Annotated in this window: 18 protein-coding genes and 5 tRNA genes; 21 read left to right on the top strand and 2 right to left on the bottom strand. The window is 31.0% G+C overall.

What is annotated here, in order from left to right:
* Positions 1 to 12: 12 nt before the first annotated feature.
* The 7 genes from AC5SL9_RS03745 to AC5SL9_RS03715 all read left to right on the top strand — a co-directional run bounded on the left by AC5SL9_RS03745 (position 13) and on the right by AC5SL9_RS03715 (position 7,540).
* Positions 13 to 891: a sulfotransferase domain-containing protein gene (locus tag AC5SL9_RS03745; RefSeq protein ID WP_494573797.1), complete on the top strand. Its 879-nt coding sequence runs from the start codon at positions 13 to 15 to the stop codon at positions 889 to 891.
* Positions 892 to 1,042: 151 nt separating this feature from the next.
* Positions 1,043 to 1,127: transfer RNA gene (locus AC5SL9_RS03740), tRNA-Leu, on the top strand.
* Between the two features lie 4 nt (positions 1,128 to 1,131).
* Positions 1,132 to 1,911: an NAD kinase gene (locus AC5SL9_RS03735; protein ID WP_494573796.1), complete on the top strand. Its 780-nt coding sequence runs from the start codon at positions 1,132 to 1,134 to the stop codon at positions 1,909 to 1,911.
* A 958-nt stretch (positions 1,912 to 2,869) separates the two neighbouring features.
* On the top strand, positions 2,870 to 3,490 hold the full coding sequence (locus AC5SL9_RS03730) for a DUF4956 domain-containing protein (RefSeq protein ID WP_494573795.1): 621 nt from the start codon (positions 2,870 to 2,872) through the stop codon (positions 3,488 to 3,490).
* 37 nt (positions 3,491 to 3,527) lie between these two features.
* Complete coding sequence (locus tag AC5SL9_RS03725; RefSeq protein WP_494573794.1) at positions 3,528 to 5,744, top strand: hypothetical protein; 2,217 nt, start codon at positions 3,528 to 3,530, stop codon at positions 5,742 to 5,744.
* On the top strand, positions 5,741 to 6,349 hold the full coding sequence (locus tag AC5SL9_RS03720; protein ID WP_494573793.1) for a VTC domain-containing protein: 609 nt from the start codon (positions 5,741 to 5,743) through the stop codon (positions 6,347 to 6,349). The genes AC5SL9_RS03725 and AC5SL9_RS03720 overlap by 4 nt, the downstream gene beginning before the upstream one ends.
* Before the next feature lie 285 nt (positions 6,350 to 6,634).
* Positions 6,635 to 7,540 (top strand): S1 family peptidase, encoded by a 906-nt coding sequence (locus AC5SL9_RS03715; protein WP_494573792.1) that lies wholly within the window; start codon positions 6,635 to 6,637, stop codon positions 7,538 to 7,540.
* A 1,269-nt stretch (positions 7,541 to 8,809) separates the two neighbouring features.
* Here the strand turns inward: AC5SL9_RS03715 and AC5SL9_RS03710 are convergent.
* Both AC5SL9_RS03710 and rlmB read right to left on the bottom strand, forming a co-directional pair.
* Positions 8,810 to 8,885 (bottom strand) — tRNA-Thr (locus AC5SL9_RS03710).
* 33 nt (positions 8,886 to 8,918) lie between these two features.
* Positions 8,919 to 9,662, bottom strand: coding sequence for a 23S rRNA (guanosine(2251)-2'-O)-methyltransferase RlmB (rlmB, locus tag AC5SL9_RS03705; RefSeq protein ID WP_006996797.1), 744 nt, complete (start codon positions 9,660 to 9,662; stop codon positions 8,919 to 8,921).
* Between the two features lie 131 nt (positions 9,663 to 9,793).
* Here rlmB and AC5SL9_RS03700 point away from each other — a divergent pair.
* From AC5SL9_RS03700 to rpsG, 14 genes are all read left to right on the top strand, one after another.
* A tRNA-Tyr gene (locus AC5SL9_RS03700) sits at positions 9,794 to 9,879 on the top strand.
* A gap of 46 nt (positions 9,880 to 9,925) precedes the next feature.
* Positions 9,926 to 9,999 (top strand) — tRNA-Gly (locus AC5SL9_RS03695).
* A 47-nt stretch (positions 10,000 to 10,046) separates the two neighbouring features.
* Positions 10,047 to 11,237, top strand: a complete 1,191-nt coding sequence (gene tuf / locus AC5SL9_RS03690) for an elongation factor Tu (RefSeq protein ID WP_006996798.1) — start codon at positions 10,047 to 10,049, stop codon at positions 11,235 to 11,237.
* A gap of 7 nt (positions 11,238 to 11,244) precedes the next feature.
* A tRNA-Trp gene (locus tag AC5SL9_RS03685) sits at positions 11,245 to 11,320 on the top strand.
* 19 nt (positions 11,321 to 11,339) lie between these two features.
* On the top strand, positions 11,340 to 11,531 hold the full coding sequence (secE, locus tag AC5SL9_RS03680; RefSeq protein ID WP_006996799.1) for a preprotein translocase subunit SecE: 192 nt from the start codon (positions 11,340 to 11,342) through the stop codon (positions 11,529 to 11,531).
* Positions 11,531 to 12,061: a transcription termination/antitermination protein NusG gene (gene nusG, locus AC5SL9_RS03675; RefSeq protein WP_006996800.1), complete on the top strand. Its 531-nt coding sequence runs from the start codon at positions 11,531 to 11,533 to the stop codon at positions 12,059 to 12,061. The genes secE and nusG overlap by 1 nt, the downstream gene beginning before the upstream one ends.
* On the top strand, positions 12,061 to 12,486 hold the full coding sequence (gene rplK, locus AC5SL9_RS03670; protein WP_006996801.1) for a 50S ribosomal protein L11: 426 nt from the start codon (positions 12,061 to 12,063) through the stop codon (positions 12,484 to 12,486). Before nusG ends, rplK begins: the two co-directional genes overlap by 1 nt.
* Positions 12,486 to 13,175 (top strand): 50S ribosomal protein L1, encoded by a 690-nt coding sequence (gene rplA, locus AC5SL9_RS03665; protein WP_011282160.1) that lies wholly within the window; start codon positions 12,486 to 12,488, stop codon positions 13,173 to 13,175. Before rplK ends, rplA begins: the two co-directional genes overlap by 1 nt.
* A 5-nt stretch (positions 13,176 to 13,180) precedes the next feature.
* Positions 13,181 to 13,681: a 50S ribosomal protein L10 gene (gene rplJ, locus AC5SL9_RS03660; RefSeq protein WP_006996803.1), complete on the top strand. Its 501-nt coding sequence runs from the start codon at positions 13,181 to 13,183 to the stop codon at positions 13,679 to 13,681.
* A gap of 27 nt (positions 13,682 to 13,708) precedes the next feature.
* Complete coding sequence (rplL, locus tag AC5SL9_RS03655; RefSeq protein ID WP_006996804.1) at positions 13,709 to 14,074, top strand: 50S ribosomal protein L7/L12; 366 nt, start codon at positions 13,709 to 13,711, stop codon at positions 14,072 to 14,074.
* 55 nt (positions 14,075 to 14,129) lie between these two features.
* Entirely contained in the window at positions 14,130 to 18,221 is a 4,092-nt protein-coding gene (rpoB, locus tag AC5SL9_RS03650; RefSeq protein ID WP_011282159.1) for a DNA-directed RNA polymerase subunit beta, read from the top strand.
* A gap of 2 nt (positions 18,222 to 18,223) precedes the next feature.
* A complete protein-coding gene (gene rpoC / locus AC5SL9_RS03645; protein ID WP_011282158.1) occupies positions 18,224 to 22,393 on the top strand; it encodes a DNA-directed RNA polymerase subunit beta' in 4,170 nt (1,389 codons plus the stop codon).
* Between the two features lie 171 nt (positions 22,394 to 22,564).
* The gene (gene rpsL / locus AC5SL9_RS03640; RefSeq protein WP_006996807.1) at positions 22,565 to 22,936 is read left to right on the top strand and encodes a 30S ribosomal protein S12; all 372 of its coding nucleotides are present in this window, start codon (positions 22,565 to 22,567) and stop codon (positions 22,934 to 22,936) included.
* 2 nt (positions 22,937 to 22,938) lie between these two features.
* The gene (gene rpsG / locus AC5SL9_RS03635) at positions 22,939 to 23,409 is read left to right on the top strand and encodes a 30S ribosomal protein S7 (protein ID WP_006996808.1); all 471 of its coding nucleotides are present in this window, start codon (positions 22,939 to 22,941) and stop codon (positions 23,407 to 23,409) included.

The raw sequence follows: 23,409 nt of genomic DNA, 5'->3' as shown, positions 1-23,409 counted from the left end.
GATTAATATATTATGATCTTATGGTTAGCTTCTTACCCTAAAAGTGGAAATACTTGGGTTAGAACTATACTTGCACAAATAATATATAATAATTTTGATAGTGAAAAAGCTATAGAAACTTCAAAAAAAATAAGATTGTATCCATCTAAAAAAGATTTTTTGGAGCTTGATGAGGATTTTAAATTATCAACTTACCCTCCGAATAAAAAAAAATTAATTTTAGACAAAACAATATCTAATTGGGAAATATCTCAAGATTTAATAAATCTTAACAATAAAATCAATATTTTTAAAACACATAACATGCTTTGCAAAATTCCATTTAAGGATCAGGAATATGCTTTTACTAACATTGACAATACAATTGGAGTAATCCATGTTGTTAGAGATCCAAGAAATGTTATTACTTCTCTAATTAACCACTTTTCATTTGAAAGTGAAGAACATGCAATTAATTTTATAATCAATGAAAATCAAACTATAGGCCTTGAAGATAATACAATTCCCCAAATTTTATCATCTTGGGGTCATCATTACAACTCATGGAAAAGATTTCCTAAAAATAATTTTTTAATTAAATATGAAAATTTAATTAAAAATCCAAGATTTGAGATTGATAGATTAATTGAATATTTAAAAAAATTTTTTAATATCAAAATATCTGAAAAGGATATTAACAAAATTATTCTAAATTCATCATTTGAAAATTTGAAAAGTTTAGAAACTCAAGGACTATTTGATGAAAATGCAGTAAGTAAAAAAACCAGTGAAGTAAAGAATTTTTTTAACTTAGGTAAAGAAAATAAATGGCAAAACTTAGTTCAAACTAAAACCTCAAATCAAATTGAAAAATTTTTTCAAAATGAAATGAAAGATTTAGGATACATATAATTAATGGAGAGGCTAAGAATTAATTTAATCTAGAGACTTTACAGTATAACTAGACGTAAACTTGACGTTAGAGAGATAAAATAAAAAAAATTTACTTATAGGGCTTGTTCAATTATAAATATTAGCATAAATACTCATGAAATTCATTAAAGCCCTCGTGGTGAAATTGGTAGACACAACGGACTTAAAATCCGTGCCTTTTTGGAGTGCCAGTTCGAGTCTGGCCGAGGGCACCACTTAATGAGAGATAAAGTATATTTAGTAGTTGATAAAACCAAAGTCTCCCTTAAGATTAAATCAATTCTTATTAAAAAAGTTAACATTACATCTTTAAGAAAATCCAACATAATAATTGTTCTAGGAGGAGATGGTTTCATGCTTCAAACTTTAAAAAAATTACATATATATAAAAAACCTTTCTATGGAATTAATTCTGGAAACTATGGTTTTTTGATGAATAAGTTTTCTAATGAAAACTTTATTAAAAATTTGAATATCTCTAACAGTGTAAAGATTTATCCTCTACAAATGACTGTAACTAATAAAAAAAATCAAACAAAAAAATCAATAGCTATTAATGAGGTGTCAATATTAAGACAAAGTAAGCAGGCATCATCAATTTCGATTACTGCTAATAAGAAAAATATTATTAAAAATCTAATCTCTGATGGCGTGTTAGTTTCAACACCGGCAGGTAGTACAGCTTATAATTTATCAGCACATGGACCAATTCTAAATTTAGATTCAAGAAAATTAGCAGTAACTCCGATTAGTCCTTTTAGACCTAGAAGATGGAAGGGTACAATTATTAGTGATAAATCTAAAATTTTAATAAAAAATTTAGATACAAGTAAAAGACCTATTAGCGCTGTTGCAGATAATTTTGAGGTTAGAAATGCAAAGACAATTAAAATTCAAGCCAATAAAAAAATTAGCTTTGAATTATTATATGATAAAAATAACAGTCTTCACAAAAAAATAAAGATTGAACAAACACGTAAAGAAACTTCAAATAATTAAGTGATGGTGCCCCCGCACGGAGTCGAACCGCGGACCTATTGATTACAAATCAACAAGCAGAAACAATTTCATTTCATTAACTATTGATACTACTTACTTCTAGACACACGTCAAGTTGGTTAAAGATATTTCACTTCAATTTCACTTCACATGAATATTTATACGCTCTACTAATCAACAACGGCGTTAAGTGTTAATGCAACCTATAGGAATCTTTTAGCAACGAATTAATGAATCTTTATGCGGTTTTTCAACACAGTTTTTTGCTAATCTTTTTTATCTTATTACAACTCTTACGAGTCTTTTCCGATCACAGATCGGCCTAGGAGCGTCGCTGTTGCTCCGCTCGTTCTTGCATAGCCGAACGGACTCGAAGAGGTACCATTCGCGTTTAGAATGAGGATTTGGAGTCTTAAACACGATCCTTTCATATAGTTTAACCTTTAGATTATATAGCTGTAAAGATTAAGGTTTTAGACAGCTAGTCACATTAAAATAGATTTCGGGTATAAAATAAAAATAAAGATTCCTTTAACTTAAAAAAAATATTATTTTAAAAAATAAATGAAAAAAAATTCTACAAAAATTCTACCAAAAAATATTTCAATATGAGTTGGTCTAGAGGCCATTCATCTTTAACAGAAAATCCTTTCAACAAACCTATTGTCGATCGTTGCATAAACTGTGGTGATCAAGAAGAGGTTCAAGCCTCAATCACTATGGAGCTTGGAGAGGGCAACCTGAACACAGGTCCAATTTGCCGGAAGTGTTATTCAATTCATAAAGGACCACGAATAGTGCAGTTTTAACCACGAATCAGGGACAATCTATAAAATTAGATGATGTAAAATTAAACCTTTCAAAAGATACATTTAAAGCAAGACAATATAAATATAATTTAACCTCACAATTAATATTAAATATTTAAAGAAGTTAAATTTAATGATAGGATTTTTGAATGATTGAGGAAGTTTTATTATGTTTAGTTGCTGGTTTATCTATTAGATATGCATTATCGTACTCAGATCAAAATTGGGTTCAAACATATCATCACACAATTTCTTATTTACTGTTACCAATTGTCACTTTAACTATCACAAAAGTAATTTCTGGAAATATAGCATTATCCCTAGGAATGATAGGGGCTTTATCTATAGTTAGATTTAGGAATCCAGTAAAAAATCCACTAGAGTTGGTTATTTATTTTGCTCTTGTAACAATAGGAATTGCATATTCGCAAGGAACACGACACGGTATTGCTTTAAACTTAACTATAATTGTAGTTTTAATTTTATCAAAAGAAGTAAATAAGTTTTTAAAAAGATTTGATAAACAGATTTTTCCATCATTAAGTTTTAGTGATGGAAACATTTATGATACAATAGAAATAACAGCTATAAACTCAAGCACTGAATTAAAAGAATTTAAAAACTTAATTCAATTTCATGAAAACTATGAGGATAATTATTTTATGTATAGGTTTTCATCAAAAAATAAAGAATCTACAAAACACTTTTTAAATGAAATTAAAAAATTTGAATCAGAAATTAAAAGTATCAATACTATTTATTTTAATTAATTTTTTATTTTGTCCTAGCATATTGTTTGCTTCATCAATGAATATTGATTATTGTAAAAAAAATTCAAAATTTTTTTCTGGTTTTGAAAACAAAACTCTTTATCCAAAATTTATAGATGTCACAATACCAAATTCTCACAAGTGGTTTAGAAAAGTTATTAGGTCTGTTGCAAGGGATGGGGGCGGCATACCTAAAATAAATAAAACATATCAAAAAGTAAAATTAGATGTTCATTTTAGTGATGAGATTGTCTGCTCAATGAAAGGTGATGTTAAGATACATGGAGGTGGGATGGACCATATAGATAAAAAAAATTTTAACACTTCACTAAGAATTCATTTATCAAATAGTCATATTAATTTTGTTCATAAGTTTACTTTGTTATTACCGAAAACTAGAAATTTTAACGAAGAAATTTTTGCCTCAACTTTATCTAAAGAACTTGGGTTCTTAACGCCAGATTATTATAAAGTAAAAGTAAGAATTAATAATCGTGAAATAGCTGATTATTTGTTTATGGAAATGCCTTCGTTAGAAATGATGAAAAACCAGAAGAGAAATAATGGTTTTTTTTTAACAGGTAATGGAAATAACAATCAAAATATAAGAACATCGTCTTTTGATTTTAGAAGAAGTTATATTTTAACAAGGTTAAAAAGCATCGATAATGATGGAATTTCTGAAAAAAATAAAAATGCATATTTATTTGGGTTAGACAAATTGAATTATGAATACTTAAATGTTTTAGGATTAGGTGATGGTAGAAATTGCTGTGCTAACTCTGAATTAAAGTTGGCAAGTAATTACAAAAAAGGCATAGTGTATTTATCTAATTTAAAAAAAGAAACCAACTCTAATTATAAAGAGATAAGTTCATTTCATCTTTTAATGAAAGCTGTTAATGCTACTCATGGTTTGGCACTTGAGGACAGGTTGTTTTATTACAATCCTATGCAGGATATTTTAGAACCAATTTACAATGATGCTGGACCAGATATATTAAGCAAAAAAGGCTTAACTCAGGACCCAATAAATTTTGGTTACATTACTGAAAATGAAATTAAACACATTGGCCAGTTGCAACAAAAAATTAATAAACTTAATAAAATTGATATTAGGGACAAGCTTTTTTTAAAAGGCTTATATTTACAAGAAAAAGAAATTGATAGATTGTTTGATAAAATTATCAAAAATTTAGAACAAATGAAAACCTATAAAGAAGAAAAACATGAATCACTTTATACTAAAAATTATTTTAAAAATCATTTTGAAAGCAAAAGTTTAAATTTCTATTTGTTATTTGGTGGTTTTAATAATAATTTTGAGATCTGCAATATTGATTTAACAAATTGTGAAAAGAAAGAATTATCTAATAAACAATTTTACAAGGTTTTAAAAGATAAATTTTCAATTATTGATAACAAGGAGCTTTTATATATACGAACCTCTAAGGAAGATTATTTAAACAATAATGAGCCAAAAAAACACGGTCTTAAAAACTTTAAAAAAATAAAAATTGATAATGATAATTATTTATATTTTAATGGAAAATTTGAAAATATTAAAATTGATAAAAAAATTAAAAAAATTGACTTATTACAAGACAGTGAAAATGATCGTTTTGTTTTCTTCAGATCTACACTAGATAATTGGAATATCTCATTAGTAGGAATTAATAAAAATGAAAGGATAAGCTACAAAAGAGATCAAAACATGCTTGGCGGGTGTTTAAGCTTTGTTGATAGCAGTTTTTCAAATATTTCATTTAAATCAATTAATTCAAAGTGTCCAAACAGTATTGAAATCTTAAATTCAAATGGTTCATTTAGCAATATTAATATAGTTAATTCATCATTAGACAGCTTTGATAGTGAGTTTTCGAATTTATTAATCAAAAAAATTTATGTAAAAAAAAGTAGAGGAGAATGCATAGGTGTTAAAAGAGGAAAATACATTTTTGAAGATGTTGAGTTACATGAATGTTACGATAAAGCCATATCAAGTGGCGAACATTCTTTCACTGAAGTTCACAAAGCTATTATAAAAGATTCCTCTAATGGTATTATTGCAAAAGATTCTTCTACCGTAATTGTGCATAATCTAAATTTAAAAAATACAAATAAATGCTTGCATGCTTATAGAGGTAAGCCACAATACAATGGAGCAAGAATTGTCTATGATAAAAAAAAAGTTTTTTGTAACGGAAACCCAATCATGTTTGATAATAACTCCATTATTACTTCCTCTTTATGACCAGAAGAATAGAAAATAAAATTGATATTGACAAGACAAATAAAATATCTTTTTTTAATTGGCTAAAAGAAAAAAAAGCAAAATTAATTTTTAAGCCTAGACAAATATATTCGATTTATTTTGATAATAACGATTTATCAATTTATACAGATTCTGTTGAGGGTATTAGTAAAAGAAAAAAAATAAGAATTAGAACTTATGATAGTTTAGATTTAATTAATAATAATAAAAAATTAGAATTTAAATACACTTCCCCTTATGGAAGATCAAAATTAACACAGGAAATAAATAATTTTCCAAGTATTATCAAAACTGGATTTTTTGATAACATGTATGGTATATGTATGCCTAAATTAATAGTTTCGTACAAAAGGTTTTATTATAAAATTGAAAATGAAAGAATTACTTACGATGAAAATATTTCATACGCTAAATTTAAGATTAATCTTAAAAATTTAGTATATTCTTATGATCCTGAAATTATAATTGAGGTTAAATCGAATAATTATTTGAATGAAAGTGAAATAAATAAAAACATCCCATTTAAAACTGTAAGGTTTTCAAAATATTGTAATGCTATTGAAAAATTAAATATGCATCAATGATCATACTTAAAATTAATAAACGTTAAAGAATTATGATCTTATCTTCAATAGCTCAAAACATAAATTCATGAAAAAGATTTTAGGGATCTTGGTTCTGGGTTTGTTGTTGAGTGGGAATGCTTATGCGAAAAGATATATTGCAGTATATAAAAATTATTTTGATATGGAGCTATCAAAAGGTAATACAGAGAAAGTATATGATGGAATATATTCACATTTTATGGGCAAGAAATCTCTCGAAATTTCAAAAAAAAAGCATTAGACAAATGTAAAGTAGAATCAAAATTGAAGAATATTAGAGAGGACGGATGTTTATTATTTAAATATGAAATATACGGTTGGTTAGACACATTTAATGGCACTGAGTTTGTAAGACATCCCTGGGACGATGAAGTGGATAAATTTGAAAAAACCTTAAAACCAGAGGAGATTATTAAAGGTGTTCGTTTCTCAGAAAAACCTAAAAAGAAAGAACCTGAAAAAGAAAAGAAAAAACCAGAGGTAAGCCCAGATGATAACAAAGTAGTTCTTGCAGGTTCAGGTTCAGGGTTCTTTGTTTCAAGTGAGGGTCATATAATAACCAACCATCACGTTATAGATGGCTGCAATACAACCAAAGTTAACTTTAAAGGTAACCAAATAGATACACAGATATTAGCAGTTGATAAAGCTAATGACATAGCAATACTAATAACAAATATTAAACCAGAGCGTATCTTTTCAGTATCTAATAATGATGTTTCATTGCTAGATGATATTATTGTTGCAGGTTTTCCCCTTACTAAAATAAGCTCTGCGATTAAAACTAGTAAAGGAGTAGTAACAGCTCTTGCAGGAAGTGGAGATAATTATTCAGAATTTCAAACCGATACAGTTATAAATGCGGGAAATAGTGGTGGGCCAATTATTAATCAAAAAGGTAATGTTGTAGGTATAGCCGTATCATCTTGGATTGAAGAAGGTGTTGAAGGTTTTCATTTTGGTATCAAATCCTCAACGTTAAGGACATTTGCAAACTCAAATAGTTTAAAATTGACACAAGCTAATAATATAGAGCTTTCAAACAAAGATTTAGGAAAATTAATTATTGAAGCAACAGTTTATCTTGAGTGTCATATGACAGTTGCTGACATTAAAAAAATGATGGCAGCAGAAAACAATCGAAAAGCATTCTTTAGTGAATTTAAATAATTTAAAAAACACCTAATACGAACGAAACGATGCAAATCGTGAAGCCGTCAAATCTTTCCAACTGCAGTTAAGAATGAAATATTTTTTGACACTTTGCAATTTAGCTTCGTATGGCTCGAAATGAAAAAGTATTCAGCAGCTCCAAGAGGCGGTATTATTACGGTTAGTTACTTTGAAAGTTACCTCCAGTAACCTAAAATTTTTTAGCCAAATTTAGCTTGAATGAATGCAAAAGATGAGTCTTATCAATAAATAATTCAGGTTAAGTTATGCTAACTACTTAACTCGATTTAAGGTAACCACGTCGCTTGTTTCACCGTACATTTACATTTAACCGTAAACAAAAACGTAACTATGAAAGTTACGTTTAGTAACGCGTAAGTAACCTCCAAATATTTAATTTAGTATTGCAAAGACTCAATTTTTTTCAACGTTACTATCTACATTAACCGTAACAATAAACAGGACAAAACCGTAACTCTAATTGTTCCGCCCAGTTCCCCTAAATGTTAACTAATGTATACTTGCAAAGTCAGCTTTAGTCCGTGTTCCAGTTCTTTGATTGGTGAGTCTTATTGCGAGTTATTTAATATCTGCAGCAGGACAACAATAGGAAGTTAACCTAGTTAACCCAGTAAGTCTTTCGGAGGAACTTTTTGGTAAAATTTTTGTAGAATTTTTTTAAATATTATTAACCAATATATTGTTTGGTGGCGTTAGCGTGATAGCAAGTCCTGCAGATACTTCCAGTTTGCTCCTCGAATTCACTAAATACTATCTTGAAGTTTTTCTTTGCAATAACAGTTCTATCTCCACCACAAAATATGCAACGATCATATTCTATATTGCTAAAAGATTCAGAGTGATGTTGTTCGCTATACCAGGCCATATATCAGCAAGGATATACTGATTGCGAGTCCATACATAGGTCAATTTTTAAAATTTTTAAAATTTTCAACAGGTAGACTCGAAAACGATTTCATAGACTCTAGATGCCTCTTACTAACCCTAAAGGTAAAACTATTACCTCCCCTAAAACAAAAAAGGGTGGTGGGGGCGTTAAAATGATTCCAATTTGCAAAGTCGACTGGTACCTCTATTGATGGACCGTGCGAGTCCGTAGGACGAGCACTTGATAGAAATTTTGACTCTTGATTTGACGACACTATGACGACACTTGTTGTTGTCAGATGACTCGGTATAGGATAATCTAGGAATAGAAAGTAGAAACAATTAACCAAGTGTTTACAGATATTTCTACTGGAGTGATGGTGCCCCCGCACGGAGTCGAACCGCGGACCTATTGATTACAAATCAATTGCTCTACCAGCTGAGCTACAAGGGCATAAACGATTTCTATTAAGAAATCTTAGACTAATCAAGAATTTTTTTTCAAATAACTTAAATGATGAAACACAATCGCTGCACTATTTGAGATATTTAAGCTTTCTACATCCTTATTTATGTCAATCTTCACAAAAAAATCTGTGTACTTTCCAGTATGTTCTCTCATACCGAAACCTTCAGATCCAAATAAAAGAACATTCTTTCCTTCCCATTTAATTTCTGTAAAGTCTTTTTCTCCTCTTGCATCAAACCCATAAACCCAAAAATTCTTTTCTCTTAAATTTTTAAGTGTTGAATTTATGTTTGATACTTCAAAAATATTAATATGCTCCATGCATCCACTTGCGGCTTTATACATAAGCTTACTATCAGACGGGAATTGTCTTTCTTTAACTATTAATCCATCTATATGAAATGAAGAAGCACTTCTAATTAACGATCCAATATTTCTAGGATCTGTTACTTCATCTATGCAAACAAATGTTAATTCATTTTTTCCTTTTATAAATTCTTTTAAGTCGGGTTGATCGATATGCTCAACTTCTGCAATGTACCCACCGTGCATAATTTGATCTTTAGAGGTATACTTATCTAATTCTTTTTTTGATTTAAAATAGACTTTAACGTCTTCAAGGACATTCTTCTTTGGGTTTTTTCTATGAATATTTTTTTTACTTTCTTCTGTTAAAAAAACTTTTAAAACCTTTCTTTTTGGGTTTCTTAAAGCCTCAATTACAGCATGTTGACCAACGATTAAAAAAGATGATTTATTCATAAAATTATCTTTGTTTTATACGTATTTTCCTCCATTTTCACAGTAAATCTCGTGTTGCAATTGCATAATAAAAATATATAAAACGCATGTTGTTTGAAGCTTTATTGAGCAAGGGGACACTTCCCCAAAAAGGAGGGGTTCCAGAGCGGTCAAATGGGGCGGGCTGTAAACCCGTTGACTTCGGTCTTCGAAAGTTCGAATCTTTCCCCCTCCACCAATCAATAAAATTTTTTATAACAATGGAGTGTTATTCTTGATGTTGTGCGGGTGTAGTTCAATGGTAGAACGCTAGCCTTCCAAGCTGGATGTAAGAGTTCGATTCTCTTTACCCGCTCCAAGAAAAAAAGAAATTATTAATAAAACTAAAACTGAGGTAAAAACGTAATGTCAAAAGAAAAGTTCGTAAGAAATAAACCACACTGTAACATCGGTACAATTGGTCATGTCGACCATGGTAAGACAACATTAACAGCTGCTATCACAATTACATTAGCAGAACTTGGTGGAGGAAAAGCTGTTGCTTACGATCAGATTGATAAAGCCCCTGAAGAAAAAGAAAGAGGGATTACAATTTCAACTGCTCACGTTGAATATGAAACTGAAAAAAGACACTACGCACACGTTGATTGCCCAGGTCACGCTGACTATGTAAAAAACATGATTACCGGTGCAGCTCAAATGGATGGAGCTATCTTAGTGGTTAATGCTGCTGATGGTCCTATGCCTCAAACTAGAGAACACATTCTTTTAGGAAGACAAGTTGGTATTCCTGCAATTGTTGTTTACTTAAATAAAGTAGATCAAGTTGATGATAAAGATATGATTGAACTTGTTGAAGAAGAAATTAGAGAACTTTTAACTTCATACAAATATCCAGGTGATAAAACTCCTATCGTTAAAGGATCTGCATTAGCTGCTGTTGAAGGTAGAGATGAAGAAATTGGAAAAAATTCTATTATAGAATTAATGAAAGCTGTTGATGAATTTATTCCTCAACCAACTAGAGATATTGACAAACCTTTCCTAATGCCTGTTGAGGATGTTTTCTCAATTTCAGGTAGAGGAACTGTTGCAACTGGAAGAATTGAATCTGGTGTTATTAAAACTGGTGAAGAAGTTGAAATTGTAGGGGTTACTGCAACTAAAAAATCAGTTTGTACTGGTGTTGAAATGTTCAGAAAACTTTTAGATTCTGGTGAAGCAGGGGATAACGTTGGTATACTATTAAGAGGTGTTGAACGTGATGACATTCAAAGAGGACAAGTTCTTTGTAAACCTGCTTCAATTACACCACACACTAAATTTGAAGCTCAGGCCTATGTACTTAAAAAAGATGAGGGTGGAAGACACACTCCTTTCTTTACTAAATACAGACCTCAGTTTTACTTTAGAACAACTGATGTAACTGGAGAAGTTACATTACCAGCTGGAACTGAAATGGTTATGCCTGGTGATGACGCTAAATTCACTGTTACATTAATTACTCCAATAGCGATGAGCGAAAAATTAAACTTTGCTATTCGTGAAGGTGGTAGAACAGTTGGAGCTGGAGTAGTAACTAAAATTATAGAGTAAACTCTATAGGAGTGTAGCTCAATTGGTAGAGTGCCGGTCTCCAAAACCGGAGGTTGAGGGTTCGATTCCCTCCGCTCCTGCCAATAAGCTAAACAGTATATTATGAAAAACCCGATAAAATTTATCCAGGAAGTTAAACAAGAAGCCTTTAAAGTTTCTTGGCCTACAGGAAAAGAGACAATGCAAGGTGCATTAATGGTATTTGCTATGGCAGTTATTATGTCTCTTTTCTTTTTGCTTCTTGATCAAGTACTTAAATTTTTATTGGAAGCTTTACTAAAGGTAAGTATTTAATGAAAAATTGGTATATTGTTCAATCTCACTCAAATTTTGAGAATAAAGTTGCTGGATTAATTAAGGAAGAAGCTGAAAAAGCAAAAATTTCTGACAAAATTGAAGAAATTGTTGTTCCAACACACGATGTAACAGAAGTAAAAAGAGGAAAGAGAATTCAGAGAAAAAAGAAATACTTTCCTGGTTATGTTTTGATTAAAAGTGAAATGGATAATGATCTTTATCATTTAATTAAAAACTTAAAGCGTGTGAGTGGGTTTTTAGGTTCAAAGGGCATTCCTGTTCCTGTTTCAGATAAAGAAATAGAAAAGATTTTAGGACAAATAAAAGATGGTGTAGCTCAGCCAAAATCTGGTATAGAATACAGCATTGGTGAAAAAGTTCAGGTCGTTGACGGTCCTTTTGCATCATTCAGCGGTATGGTTGAAGATATAGATGAAGAGAAATCAAGACTTAAGGTTTCAGTTTCAATATTTGGAAGACCAACACCAGTTGATTTAGAATATAACCAAGTAGAGAAAGCAAGTTAATGGCAAAAGAAATTAGTGGATATATAAAGTTACAAATTATGGGTGGCCAAGCCAATCCAGCACCGCCAGTTGGTCCTGCGTTAGGTCAACGTGGAATTAATATAATGGAATTTTGTAAAGCTTTTAACGATAAAACAAAAGCATTTGCTGGAAAACCAATTCCAGTAGTTATCACAGTATATAAAGATAAAAAATTTGATTTTGAAATTAAATCACCGCCAGCATCACATTTTATTAAAGAAGCTGCTAAACTTAAAGGTGGATCTAAAGAGCCAGGCAGAAGTATTGCTGGATCAATTACAAAAAAACAAGCAGAAGAAATTGCAACCCAAAAGATGAAAGATCTTAATGCTCACGATCTTGAGCAAGCGGTAAAAATTATTGCAGGATCAGCAAGATCAATGGGGATAGAGGTTAAAGACTAATGCCATCAAAAAGATTTAAACAATTACCTGAAAAAACAAAAGATTTAACTGCTGATGTTATTGAAAATTTATTAGCGACTGTTAAAAAAAATTGTACTACAAAATTTGATGAATCAATTGACTTGAGCTTTCAAGTGAACAACAAACAAAAAAAAGGTGAAGTAAATATTAGAACTGTAGTTAACTTACCTGGTGGAACAGGTAAAAAAGTAAAAGTAGCTGTTGTTTGTGAGGATACAAAAGCCAAAGAAGCCAAAGATGCTGGCGCTGATATAGTTGGTAGCGATGAATTTATTGATAAAATTAAAGCTGGTGAACTTAATTTTGAAAAATTAATTTGTACACCAGGTATGATGGTTAAATTATCTAAGCTTGGAAAAGTTTTAGGTCCAAAAGGATTAATGCCTAACCCAAAATTAGGATCAGTTTCAGAGGACATTAAGCAAGCTGTAACAAATGCTAAATCAGGACAAGCAGAAATTAGAAACGATAAAGATGGAAATATTGGTGTAAGTATAGGCAAGAAATCTTTCCATGATGATCAATTACTTAAAAATTTTCATGCTATTTTAGATACTTTAGAAAAAGAAAAAGGAAACCTAACTTTAAAAGGTGACTTAATAAAAAATACTTTTATAACGTCAAGCATGGGTGTTTCGTATAAAGTTAAATTAGGAAAAGCTATATAGTTATGATGAACAAGGAACAAAAAAAGAATTATATTAGTGAAATGGAAACACAGTTTCAGAATAATGAAGCTGTAATGGTAACTCACTACCAAGGACTTACAATGTCTCAACTTGATGAACTTAGAGCGCAAATGAGAGAACATGGCATTAAGTTCACTATAACAAAAAATAGAATTACAAAAATTGCACTAGAAAAAACTAAGTGTAAGGAGCTATCAAATTTATTTACAGGCGCTACTGCAGTTGCTTTTTCTAATGACGCGATAATATCAGCTAGAATTTTATCTAAATTTGCCAAAACAAACGAAAGTTTGAAACTTTTAGGTGGAATTATGGGTAATGAGGTATTAGACCAAGCTGCAGTTCAAAATGTAGCAAATTTACCAACACTTGATGAAGCAAGAGCTAATCTTGTCGGAATTTTGGCTACACCAGCATCAAAATTAGTAAGTATTTTACTTGCACGATCCGAAAAAATGAGTAGTTTGAGCCCAGAAAATTCTTAAAAAACAACCTAAAGAGTAAAAAAAAATATGCCTGATCTAAACAAAATTATTGAAGACTTATCAAGTTTAACTGTCGTTGAAGCAGCTGAACTTTCAAAACAGCTTGAAGAAAAGTGGGGTGTTACAGCTATGGCTGCAGCAGCACCAGCAGCAGCAGCAGGCGGTGCAGCTGAAGAAGCAAAAGATGATTTTACAATCATGTTAATTTCTGCAGGTGATAAAAAAATTAATGTTATTAAAGAAGTTAGAGCAGCAACATCTTTAGGTCTTAAAGAAGCAAAAGATTTAGTTGAGGGTGCACCAAAAGAAGTTAAGTCTGGTGTAAACAAAAAAGATGCTGAAGAGATCAAGGCTAAGTTGGAAGCAGCTGGCGCAAAAGTAGAACTTAAATAAATTAATTAGAAAGATTTCATAACTGGTTAATTTATTAATCAGTGATTAGTAATAAATGCAATTATCTTTTACTCAAAAGAAAAATGTAAGAAAAAGCTTTGGAAAGCTTGCGGAAACTTTATCTATTCCAAATTTAATTGAAGTTCAAAAAAATTCATACAAACAACTTACTGATTTTGACAGTGAAGCTGGAGATTTATCAAAAGGATTTGATAGAGTTTTTAAAAGTATTTTTCCAATAGAAGATTTAAATGATAAAGCAACATTAGAATATGTTTCTTATAGACTTGAAAAACCAAAATTTGATACTGAAGAATGTATTCAAAGAGGATTATCTTTTACGTCAGCGTTAAAATGTACTTTGAGATTGGTTGTTTACGAAATTGACCAAGAAAACAATACTAAAGATATTTTATCTGCCAAAGAGCAGGAAGTTTATATGGGTGAAGTGCCTATGATGACTGATAGTGGAACTTTTATAACAAACGGTGTTCAAAGAGTTGTTGTAAACCAAATGCACAGAAGTCCGGGTGTTTTCTTTGATCATGATAAAGGTAAATCACATGCAAGTGGTAAATTATTATTTAATTGTAGAGTTATTCCTAACAGAGGATCTTGGTTAGATTTAGAATACGATGTTAAAGATTTTTTATATTTTAAGATTGATAGAAAGAAAAAAATATTTGCTTCAACTCTTTTGATGGCTTTAGGTTTAACTAAATCAGAAATTGCTGATGAGTTTTATGATAAAGACACTTATTCGTTTGATGCAAAAACAGGTAAATGGAAAACAAAATTTAATCCTGAAAACTACAAAGCAAAAAATTTTTCTGAAGAAGTTACTGATGCTAAAACAGGAAATGTTGTAATTAAGCTTGGTGATAAAATTAATTTTTTAACTGCTAAAAAGTTAGCTTCAGATGGGCTTAAAGACATTCTTGTATCTCAAGAGTCTTTGATTGGAAAATATTTGCATAATGAAGTTAAAGTTAGTGATGATGAAGAAGAAGGTACTTTTGGAATAGGTACAGAGTTAAATGACACTATTATTAAGCAAATTTTAGAGGCTAATATTAGCTCAATTGAAATTTCTATTACTAATTCTATTAATAAAGGACCTTATTTATTAACAACAATTTTAAATGATAAAAATAATTCAAAAAATGATGCAATTACTGAAATTTACAAGGTTTTAAGACCAGGTGAACCACCAACAGTTGAGATTGCTACACAGATATTTAACAATCTGTTCTTTAGTTCAGATAGATACGACCTTTCTGATGTTGGTAGAGTTAAGATGAACTCGAGACTGAACCTTGAGTGTTCTGATAAAATTACAATTTTAAGAAATGACGACATAATTGCTATCGTTCATAAAATGTTAGATTTAAGAGATGGTAAAGATGAAGTTGATGATATTGATCACTTAGGTAACAGAAGAGTAAGATCTGTTGGTGAACTTGTTGAAAACCAAGCGCGTATTGGTGTTTACAGAATGGAAAGAGCGATTAAAGAAAAAATGACAACTCTTGATATTGAGTCAGCAATGCCACAAGATTTGATTAATGCAAAACCATTAACAGTTTCTCTTAAAGATTTTTTTGTAAGTTCACAACTTTCTCAATTTATGGATCAAACAAATCCATTATCAGAAATTACACACAAAAGAAGAGTTTCAGCTTTAGGACCAGGTGGGTTAACTAGAGAAAGAGCTGGGTTTGAAGTACGTGACGTTCATCCAACTCACTACGGAAGAATTTGTCCAATTGAAACACCTGAAGGACCGAACATTGGTTTGATTAATAGTTTATCTACTTATGCTAAAATTAATAAGTATGGTTTTATTGAAAGTCCTTATAAAAAAGTTCTAAACGGTATAGTTCAAGATAAAGTTGAATATCTTTCAGCGATGGAAGAAACAAAATATACAATTGCTCAAGCTAATGCAAAAATAGATAAATCTGGAAAAATTTTAGAAGAACTTGTTCCTTGTAGGGAAAATTTAAACTTCGTTTTATCAAATCCAAGTAAAATTGATTATATTGATGTTTCACCTAAACAGTTAGTTTCTGTTGCAGCCTCTCTAATCCCTTTCTTAGAAAATGATGATGCGAACAGAGCTCTAATGGGATCTAACATGATGAGACAAGCGGTTCCTTTATTAAAACCAGAGTCTCCTTTAGTTGGTACCGGAATTGAAAGTGATGTTGCTCTTGATTCAGGTGTAACTATTGTTGCTAGTCGTGATGGTACAGTTGATAAAATTGACGGAAAAAGAATTGTAATCAAAGCAACTGAAGAAACGGATTTCACTAAATCAGGTGTGGATATTTATAACCTGCAAAAATTTAAAAGATCAAACCAAAATACATGTATTAACCAAAAACCACTTGTTAGAGTAGGTGATAAAGTTAAATCAGGAGATATTATTGCTGACGGACCATCTACTAAACTAGGTGAGTTAGCACTCGGAAAAAATGTGACAGTAGCATTTATGCCTTGGCAAGGTTACAATTTTGAAGATTCTATTTTAATTTCAGAAAGATGTGTTACAGACGATGTATTTACATCAGTTCATATTGTTGAATATGAAGTTATGGCTAGAGATACAAAATTGGGTGAAGAAGAAATTACTAGAGATATTCCAAATGTAAATGAAGAAGCCCTAAAAAACCTTGATGAATCTGGAATTGTTTATATTGGCGCTGAAGTAAAAGCTGGTGATATATTAGTTGGTAAAGTTACACCTAAAGGAGATTCAGCATCTGGACCTGAGGAAAAATTATTAAGATCTATTTTTGGTGAAAAAGCAATCGATGTAACTGACACATCATTAAAAATGTCTAGAGGAAGCAGTGGAACGGTTGTTGATGTTAGAGTATTTAATAGACATGGTATAGAAAAAGATGAAAGATCTATTACAATTGAAAGAGCAGAAATTGATACTGTTCAACAAGACAAAATTGTAGAGGAAGAAATTCTAGAAAGAAGCATAAAACAAAGAGCTAATCAAATTTTATCAGGAGCTTCTTTAACTAAAAAAATAAAAGATTTAGACGAAGGTACCAAACTTGATCTTGAGATAATTAATAAAATTAATATTAACGATGTATTCAAGATAACAGTAGGCAATGTTAATGATGAAGCGAGTATTGCTCAATTAAAAGATCAATACAATCAAGCAAAACAAGATATTCAAGAAAGATTTGAAGATAAGGTTTTAAAAATTAGAAGTGGCGATGATTTATTACCAAGTGTTATGAAAATGGTAAAAGTTTTCGTTGCGATTAAAAGAAGATTAAGACCAGGTGATAAGATGTCAGGTAGACACGGAAACAAGGGTGTAGTCAGTAAAATTGTCCCTGTTGAAGATATGCCTTATAGAGAAGATGGCAGACCTGTTGACATTGTATTAAATCCACTTGGAGTTCCAAGTCGTATGAACGTAGGTCAAATCTTAGAAACTCACCTTGGTTGGGCTTGTAAAGAATTTGGTGAAGAAGTTAAAAGATTAGTTAATGAAAATAATAAAAAATTTGAAAAAACTGAAAAAATTTCATCATTCCTAAAATCTGTTTATGGTAAAGAAGTGTTTGATGGTGGAATTGAAAAATTAAACAAAACTGAATTTTCAGATTTATGTGAAAACTTACAAAATGGTATAGCTATTTCAACTCCAGTATTTGATGGAGCTAAAGAAAAAGATGTTTCTGAAATGCTTGAGTTAGCAAAACTACCTACTTCAGGTCAAACTAATTTATGGGATGGTAGAACAGGTGAAATGTTTGATAGACCTGTAACCGTTGGTATTATTTATATGCTTAAACTGCATCACTTGGTTGAGGATAAAATTCACGCAAGATCTACTGGTCCTTATAGTCTTGTTACACAGCAGCCATTGGGTGGTAAAGCACAACTTGGTGGACAAAGATTTGGTGAAATGGAAGTGTGGGCTCTTGAAGCGTATGGAGCTTCGTACACATTACAAGAAATTTTAACAGTTAAGTCAGATGACGTTGCTGGAAGAGTTAAAGTTTACGAAACGATTGTTAAAGGTGAAGAAAATTTTGAGTCTGGAATTCCAGAGTCATTCAACGTTCTAGTTAAAGAAATTAAATCATTAGCACTAAACATAGAGTTAAATTAAATATGAAAAAAGAATTAACAGATTTATTTAAAAATAGTGAAGTTTCTGAAGCACAAAATTTTAATAGCATTAAAATTACTTTAGCTAGCCCTGAAAAAATTAAATCTTGGACATATGGTGAAATTAAAAAACCTGAAACTATTAACTATAGAACTTTTAGACCAGAAAAAGATGGTTTGTTTTGTGCTAGAATTTTTGGACCAATAAAAGATTACGAATGTTTGTGCGGTAAGTACAAGCGTATGAAGTTTAGAGGAATTATTTGTGAAAAATGTGGAGTTGAAGTAACAAAATCTAATGTAAGAAGGGAGAGAATGGGTCACATAAACCTTGCTACTCCTGTTGCACACATTTGGTTTTTAAAATCTTTACCTAGTAGAATTTCATTAGCTGTTGACATGAAGCTAAAAGAAGTTGAAAGAGTTCTTTATTTTGAAAACTTCATAGTTATTGAGCCTGGTTTAACCGGTCTTCAAAAAAATCAATTACTTAACGAAGAAGAATTAGCAAAATACCAAGACGAGTTTGGTGAAGAGTCATTTGAAGCTGGTATTGGAGCTGAAGCAATTTTATCTATTCTTAAATCAATGGATCTTGAGCTTGAAAGAAAGCTTTTAATTAATACAATTAAAGAAACAAAATCAAAAGTTAATGAAGAAAGATCAATTAAGAGACTTAAATTGATCGAGTCATTTATTGAAACTGGTCAAAAGCCAGAATGGATGATTTTAACTGTAATACCAGTTATACCACCTGAATTAAGACCTTTAGTTCCATTAGATGGTGGAAGATTTGCTACATCAGATCTTAATGATCTTTATAGAAGAGTTATAAACAGAAATAATCGTCTTAAGAGATTAATGGATTTAAAGGCTCCAGATATCATTGTTAGAAATGAGAAAAGAATGCTTCAAGAATCTGTTGATGCATTATTTGATAATGGTCGTAGAGGAAGAGTAATTACTGGAACTGGTAAACGTCCACTTAAATCTTTAGCAGAGATGCTTAAAGGTAAACAAGGTAGATTTAGACAAAACTTACTAGGAAAAAGAGTAGATTATTCAGGAAGATCTGTAATTGTTGTAGGGCCAGACCTTAAATTGCATGAATGTGGTTTGCCTAAGAAGATGGCTTTAGAATTATTTAAGCCATTCTTATATGCTAGATTAAATAAACTAGGATTAGCTTCTACAATCAAACAAGCAAAAAAATTGGTAGAAAAAGAAACAAATGCTGTTTGGGATGCATTAGAACTTATTGTAAGAGAACACCCAGTTTTATTAAACCGTGCACCAACGCTTCACAGACTTGGGGTTCAAGCTTTTGAACCTAAGTTAATTGAAGGAGATGCAATTGAACTTCATCCTTTATGTTGTGCAGCCTTTAATGCTGACTTTGATGGTGACCAAATGGCTGTTCACGTTCCTCTAAGTTTAGAAGCCCAACTAGAAGCAAGAATTTTAATGTTATCAACAAATAATATTTTAAGTCCATCAAACGGTAAACCTATCATAGTACCAAGTCAGGATATGATCTTAGGTCTTTACTATTTATCTCAAGCGCCTTTTCAAACTGAAAAGCCAGATGGTTACTTCATAAATAATGATGAAATTGAACATGCGCTATCTACAGGTCAAATAAAAGTTCACTCTACTATTGTTTCTAGATTTGAAACATTAGATGAGAAGGGAAACAAAAGAGTTGAAAAACACACAACGACAGCTGGAAGATTCTTATTAGCTAATTTACTTCCAAAACATAAAGATATTACTTTTTCAATGATTGATAGATTGCTTCCTAAAAAAACTGTTTCAGAAATTATCGATAGTGTATTTAGATTTTGTGGTCAGAAGACTACAGTTATATTTTGCGATCATTTAAAAGATTTAGGTTTCAAACATGCATTTAAAGCTGGTATTTCTTTTGGTAAAGATGATTTGGTTATTCCTGCAAATAAAGGACAACTAATTGAAGATACTAAAAAATTAATTGCAGATTATGAAAATCAATATTCAGAAGGTTTAATTACTAGAGGTGAAAAATATAACAAAGTTGTTGATGCTTGGTCAAAATGTACAGATAAAGTTGCTGGTGAAATGATGAGAGGTATTTCGGCTACGGAAAGTACTCCTGATGGCATGAAGATTAACTCAGTATTTATGATGGCAGATAGTGGAGCTAGAGGTTCAGCTGCGCAAATGAAACAGTTGGCTGGTATGAGAGGTCTTATTGCAAAACCATCTGGAGAAATTATCGAAACACCAATTATTTCTAATTTCAAAGAAGGTTTAACTGCACTAGAATATTTCAACTCAACACACGGAGCCAGAAAAGGTTTAGCTGATACAGCCCTGAAAACTGCAAGCTCGGGTTATTTAACAAGAAGACTTTGTGACGTAGCTCAAGATCTTACTATATCTAAAATTAAGTGTGATAACCCAGGGTTTATTGAATTAGCAGAAATTTTGGAAGGTGGAAATGTTGTTGTTAGTTTATCAGAAAGAGCACTTGGTAGAGTTACAGCTTTCGATGTAAAAAATCCAATCACTGGCGAAGTAGTCATTAAAAAAGAAACAATGATTGATGAAGCTGGTTGCGATAAAATTGATGCAGCTGGTGTTAAATTTATCAAAGCTTATTCAGTTATGACTTGTAGCTCTAAACTTGGTGTTTGTGCTACTTGTTATGGAAGAGATTTATCTAGAGGAAAAATGGTTCATGTTGGTGAAGCAATTGGTATGATTTCAGCACAATCGATTGGTGAACCAGGTACTCAGTTAACAATGAGAACTTTCCACGTTGGTGGTACTGCTTCTGTTAAACAAGAGTCTCAGATCGTAACGAAAACAGCTGGAACTTTAAAAATTATAAATTCTAACCTATTAGAAGATTCTAAGAAAAATTTAATTGTAATGGGAAGAAACACTCAATTATCAATTGAAGATAATAATGGAGTTCAAGTTGCTGTTTATAAAGTTGCTTACGGCTCTAAATTATTTTTCCAGAATGGTGATAAAGTTAAAGCAAATGAAAAAATTTGTGAATGGGATCCTTATACAACTCCAGTTATCGCAGAGAAAAGCGGTATAGCTGGTTATGTAGATTTAATTGATGGTGTTTCAATTCAAGAAACAACTGATGATGCAACAGGAATTTCATCTAAATCAGTTATTGATTGGAGAGCTCAATCTAAAAATACTGATTTAAAACCAAGAATTACTTTAAGAGATGATAAAGGAAATGTTATTAAAAAAGCTGATGATAATGAAGCCAGATATTATCTGGTTCCAGATTCAATTCTTTCAGTGAAAGACGGTCAAAAAATATTTGCTGGTGATATAATAGCTAGACTTCCAAAGGAAACTACTAAAACAAAAGATATTACTGGAGGATTACCTCGTGTCGCAGAATTATTTGAAGCTAGAAAAGCTAAAGACAGTGCAATAATTGCAGAAAATGATGGCCAAGTTTTATTTGGTAAAGAAGTTAGAGGAAAACAAAGAATTTCCATACAACCAGATAATGGTGAACCTTCAAACTATCTAATTCCAAAAGGTAAACATATTAATTTTAACCAAGGTGAAAAAATAAAAAAAGGTGAGTATCTTTTAGATGGACAACCATTGCCCCATGATATTTTAAGAATACTTGGTATAAAAGATTTAACAGAATACTTTGTTAACCAAGTACAAGAAGTTTATAGGTTACAAGGTGTAATTATTAACGACAAACATATCGAAACGATATTAAGACAAATGCTTAAAAAAGTTGAAATCAAAGAGTCTGGCGACTCGTCTTACTTACCTGGTGAAATGATTGACAGAATTAAGTTTGATAATACAAATGAAAAACTAGTTGCTGAAGGAAAGAATCCAGCATCTGGTGAAAGAGTTTTAATGGGTATTACTAAAGCTTCACTTCAAACGGAGTCATTTATTTCTGCTGCTTCATTCCAAGAAACTACTAGAGTTTTAACTGATGCTGCGATTAAGGGTAAAGTTGACCCTTTAAATGGCTTAAAAGAGAACGTTATTGTGGGTAGATTAGTTCCAGCTGGAACAGGTCACATTAAGAACAAATGGAATAAGAATGCCATTGATGCCGATAATAAATTCTTAGCTGAGCAAGAGAAAATTGAGCCTTTAGAGACCACAGAAACTCCAGCAAATTAATAAAAAAAACACGTTTAACTTGTAGTTTTAGTTTGACAATCAGAGATTTAATAGTATTTTGACGCTGTTTTTGGTTGGAATGTAGTACCTACTTTACGGAACTAAACGCTGCCACAAAATAACCTGTCAGTTATTTTCACTCAAAAATATATTAATTAATTTAAAAAATTTATGCCAACTATTAACCAGTTGTTAAGAAAAAAAAGAATTAAACCTGTTGCTAGGAATAAAGTTCCTGCACTTCAGAAACAACCTTTGAAGAGAGGCGTTTGTGTAAAAGTTTACACAACAACTCCTAAAAAACCCAACTCAGCATTAAGAAAAGTTGCTAGAGTTAGACTATCTAATGGTTTTGAAGTTACAGCTTATATTGGTGGTGAAGGTCATAATCTACAAGAACACTCAGTTGTATTAATTAGGGGCGGTCGTGTAAAAGATTTACCTGGTGTTCGTTATCATATCCTTAGAGGAAACTTAGACACACAAGGTGTTGCAAATAGAAAGAAACGTAGATCTTTGTATGGAACTAAAAAAGGTAAATAATTATGTCTAGAAAAAAAACACAACCCAAAAAAGTTGTTACTCCAGACCCAATATTTAATTCTACAATAATCCCTAAATTAATTAACTCAATAATGTACGATGGCAAAAAAGTAGTTGCTGAAAAAATTGTCTATGAAGCTATAGAAAAAATAAAATCAAAAACAAAAGAAGAGCCCATTAATGTTTTTAATGAAGCAATAAATAACATCAAACCTACTGTAGAAGTTAGATCACGTAGAGTAGGTGGTGCAACTTATCAAGTTCCTGTTGAAGTTAAAACTAAACGTGCACAAGCACTTGCAATTAGGTGGTTAGTTGATGCTTCTAGAAAAAGAAAAGACAAACACATGTCAGATAAAATTTTTAACGAACTGTATGATGCTTATGAAAAAAAAGGTTCTGCAGTTAAAAAAAGAGAAGATGTACATAAAATGGCAGAATCAAATAAAGCTTTTGCTCATTTTAGGTGGTAA

This window comes from Candidatus Pelagibacter sp. PS_37 (assembly GCF_059417825.1).
Note: the sequence above shows the minus strand (reverse complement) of the source record. Positions and strands in the feature narration are given on the sequence as shown.

Bases quoted from the DNA above. Each gene is read 5' to 3' on its own strand.
- AC5SL9_RS03745 (WP_494573797.1), top strand. From the start codon at position 13: ATGATCTTATGGTTAGCTTCTTACCCTAAAAGTGGAAATACTTGGGTT.
- AC5SL9_RS03735 (WP_494573796.1), top strand. From the start codon at position 1,132: ATGAGAGATAAAGTATATTTAGTAGTTGATAAAACCAAAGTCTCCCTT.
- AC5SL9_RS03730 (WP_494573795.1), top strand. From the start codon at position 2,870: ATGATTGAGGAAGTTTTATTATGTTTAGTTGCTGGTTTATCTATTAGA.
- AC5SL9_RS03725 (WP_494573794.1), top strand. From the start codon at position 3,528: ATGAATATTGATTATTGTAAAAAAAATTCAAAATTTTTTTCTGGTTTT.
- AC5SL9_RS03720 (WP_494573793.1), top strand. From the start codon at position 5,741: ATGACCAGAAGAATAGAAAATAAAATTGATATTGACAAGACAAATAAA.
- rlmB (WP_006996797.1), bottom strand. From the start codon at position 9,662: ATGAATAAATCATCTTTTTTAATCGTTGGTCAACATGCTGTAATTGAG.
- tuf (WP_006996798.1), top strand. From the start codon at position 10,047: ATGTCAAAAGAAAAGTTCGTAAGAAATAAACCACACTGTAACATCGGT.
- secE (WP_006996799.1), top strand. From the start codon at position 11,340: ATGAAAAACCCGATAAAATTTATCCAGGAAGTTAAACAAGAAGCCTTT.
- nusG (WP_006996800.1), top strand. From the start codon at position 11,531: ATGAAAAATTGGTATATTGTTCAATCTCACTCAAATTTTGAGAATAAA.
- rplK (WP_006996801.1), top strand. From the start codon at position 12,061: ATGGCAAAAGAAATTAGTGGATATATAAAGTTACAAATTATGGGTGGC.
- rplA (WP_011282160.1), top strand. From the start codon at position 12,486: ATGCCATCAAAAAGATTTAAACAATTACCTGAAAAAACAAAAGATTTA.
- rplJ (WP_006996803.1), top strand. From the start codon at position 13,181: ATGAACAAGGAACAAAAAAAGAATTATATTAGTGAAATGGAAACACAG.
- rplL (WP_006996804.1), top strand. From the start codon at position 13,709: ATGCCTGATCTAAACAAAATTATTGAAGACTTATCAAGTTTAACTGTC.
- rpoB (WP_011282159.1), top strand. From the start codon at position 14,130: ATGCAATTATCTTTTACTCAAAAGAAAAATGTAAGAAAAAGCTTTGGA.
- rpoC (WP_011282158.1), top strand. From the start codon at position 18,224: ATGAAAAAAGAATTAACAGATTTATTTAAAAATAGTGAAGTTTCTGAA.
- rpsL (WP_006996807.1), top strand. From the start codon at position 22,565: ATGCCAACTATTAACCAGTTGTTAAGAAAAAAAAGAATTAAACCTGTT.
- rpsG (WP_006996808.1), top strand. From the start codon at position 22,939: ATGTCTAGAAAAAAAACACAACCCAAAAAAGTTGTTACTCCAGACCCA.